4 protein-coding genes are annotated in these 2,631 nt (G+C 62.5%); 1 reads left to right on the top strand and 3 read right to left on the bottom strand.

Features of this window, described 5'->3' with window-relative positions; translation table 11 throughout:
• From BJF77_RS20935 to BJF77_RS00950, 3 genes are all read right to left on the bottom strand, one after another.
• The coding region (locus BJF77_RS20935; protein ID WP_222844939.1) for a hypothetical protein at positions 1 to 327 on the bottom strand (327 nt) is incomplete at its 3' end.
• 306 nt (positions 328 to 633) lie between these two features.
• Complete coding sequence (locus BJF77_RS00945) at positions 634 to 972, bottom strand: Lsr2 family protein (RefSeq protein ID WP_075871021.1); 339 nt, start codon at positions 970 to 972, stop codon at positions 634 to 636.
• 61 nt (positions 973 to 1,033) lie between these two features.
• A complete protein-coding gene (locus tag BJF77_RS00950) occupies positions 1,034 to 1,462 on the bottom strand; it encodes a hypothetical protein (RefSeq protein WP_139318375.1) in 429 nt (142 codons plus the stop codon).
• Positions 1,463 to 1,757: 295 nt separating this feature from the next.
• Here BJF77_RS00950 and BJF77_RS00955 point away from each other — a divergent pair, with 295 nt between their 5' ends.
• Entirely contained in the window at positions 1,758 to 2,351 is a 594-nt protein-coding gene (locus BJF77_RS00955; protein ID WP_075871023.1) for a recombinase family protein, read from the top strand.
• Positions 2,352 to 2,631 lie beyond the last annotated feature (280 nt).

Consider the following 2,631-nt stretch of genomic DNA (forward strand, 5'->3'; position numbering starts at 1 on the left):
CACTGCGAGTTGGAGACCATTGAGGAGCTTTTCGAGGTCACCGTTGTCGTTGGGGTTAAGGGCACCTAGCAGGTCAGCATCGGATTCCTCGACGCTTTCACCTGCTCGCGTGATGAGTTCCTTGACGCTTTCCGTCTTGAGGGCCCGCGTTTGTGGTGAGCCAAGATGGAACGACGCGCCAGAGCCCACGAGGATAACAAGGTTTTGCACCTGTAGCAACGAGGACAAATAATCCTGGACAACCTGACGATCGTGCTCGGTAAGTCGAGACTTTACAACGCCACCTACGATGAATAGACCTTGGTGGTCAATGTCGCTCGTCCTCATGGAACAATCATCTCATAATTCGCAACGGCTAAGGCGTGGGGCACTCAGTCGGTCATGGGGCGATCTGACCTTTTGGCTCAAGTCATCAATCTTCCTGCAGTCACAGAGACATCAGCCAGAATCCGAAGAGTCTGAGTCCGTCAGTGCCCCTTCAGTTTCCGATGTAGGAAGTGGACATACTGGCCGGGGTAGCGGATCAATGTCGGTGAGGAGCCCGAAGTTCGCCGTCCCGATGCTCAAGCAGGGGACACGTGCATCGTGCTGCTCTGCCGGTCCGCTGAGGCGGACCGGCAGAGCGAAGGGGCCTCAGGACTGGCCGGTGGCGGCGTAGTAGGCATCCTTGATGGTCTGGTGGATGCGGCCGCGGTCGGAGACCTTGTGGCCGTGCTCGCGGGCCCAGGCCCGGATCCTCGCGTTTTCACCCGAGGAGCTCGGAGTGCCGGCACTACGCTGGCGGCGCCCCTGGCCGGTGGGGGCTTTGCGGGCGGCTGCCACGAAGGGGCGCAGTGCCTCGCGCAGCTTCTCGGCGTTGGCGTCGGAGAGGTCGATCTCGTAGTCCTTGCCATCGAGGGCGAAGGTGAGTGTGTGCTCGGCGGGGCCGCCGTCGAGGTCGTCCTCGAGGTGGATTTCGACTTTCTGGGCCATGGGTGGGGGGTCCTTTCGGGTGAGGGGGTCGTAGAACAGGGTGGTGCTGGGGTCCGGGTGGTCAGGAGTCGTCGGTGGTGGTGTCATCGCCGGCCGGGTCCTCCTGGGAAGCGGTGGCGTCGATGTCCTCCACCGGTTTTTCCCCCTCGATAGGAGGCCGGGTCTTGGTGCGGTTGCCGGTGATGACGGTGCCCTCAGTGGTGAGGTCCACACAGAGCATGCCGTCCTCCACGAAGGGCTTCCATCGCCGCGTGGCGGTGGTGTCGATCCCGTAGTGGGCGGTGAAGGCGGTGGCGGAGACGATGGCCTGACCGGGCCCGCGCTTGGAGCCGTTGCGCACCGCGTAGGCGTGTGGGGAGGAGTCATCAGCGGCGCGCAGTGCCATGACTCGTCGGTCGCGGTCGTAGAGCAGCTCCACCGTCTCGGCGTTGTCCACCAGGTCGTGGGCGGCCTTGTTCAGCGAGATCACACCCCGCTTCTGAATGGTCACGCTGGGCGCCTTCGCTAGCGGAGTCATCCTCTTGTCGAACACCTCAAATCCCATGATTCCTCCTGTAGCCAACGGATGTAGAGCGCAGTATGCATCGTATTCATTGCACCGCATGCATATCCCATCCCACAGCCTTATTGATGCGGTGTCTTGGAAGGCAAGGGATGCGAGACGTCTCGTCCGGGAAATTTGCGCCCGCATGTTTCCGCGGTTCCGCGCGTCTCGCATCTATGTGCTTTATCCGTACCCCTAGAATCGGATACTCAACGTTAGTTGCGAGACAGATGAGGTAGACATGGGGAAGCTCATCGGGTACGCCCGAGTGTCGACGCGGCAGCAGGACGCCGACCGCCAAGTGCATGACCTGCGGAATGCGGGCGTGCGGCGCGATGACCTCTACGTCGATCATGGAGTGTCTGGAGGCCGTGCTTCGCGTCCGCAGTTCGACAAGGCCGTGGCGGCGCTCGAGGAGGGGGACACATTGGTGATCACCACGCTGGACCGGTTGGGGCGGTCGACGCAGAACATGCTGGCCTTCGCCGAGGCGTTGCGGGGCAGAGGTGCCGGGCTGCGGGTACTCAACTTGGGTGGGGGAGACGTGGATACCCACACCCCGATGGGCTCGATGGTCTTCACTGTGATGGCCGCCCTGGCGCAGATGGAGCTGGAGATCAAGCGTGAGCGGATCACCGACTCCGTGGCCAAGCGCCGGGCCGCCGGCAAGGACCTCGGTGGTCGCCGCCAGACCTTCACCGACTCCCAGATCCGCAACGCTCTCCGGCTCATCGAGTCCGGGGAGCCAGTCACCCAGGTCGCCCGAGACCTCGGGATGTCCAGGGCCACCTTCTACCGGCGGATCCGGGAACTGCCGACAGCTCTCCCCAGCTGAGCCAGGTCTGGGGTTCTCCTGCGCTTCGATGAGCGTCCATGAGTGCTTGAACCGGTCACGATGAGGTGTGAGGGTCACCGGTGGGAAGTGCCCCCATGCCTGCCATCGCTGAAAGATTCTGGCGGGGAGTGAGTTGTCCGCTACCTATTGCCGATACTTCTTCAACTGGACGATCATTTGGGCCAGGAAGGCTGTCGGGCGTCTCCGCTATGTCTGTTGCGGCACCAATTGCCAGTCTTGGCCGTGGGTCAATGGATTTCGCGCAGCGAGCCGTCGGTGA

The organism is Kocuria sp. CNJ-770, from assembly GCF_001942375.1.
GTDB classification, from domain to species: Bacteria; Actinomycetota; Actinomycetes; order Actinomycetales; family Micrococcaceae; genus Kocuria; species Kocuria oceani.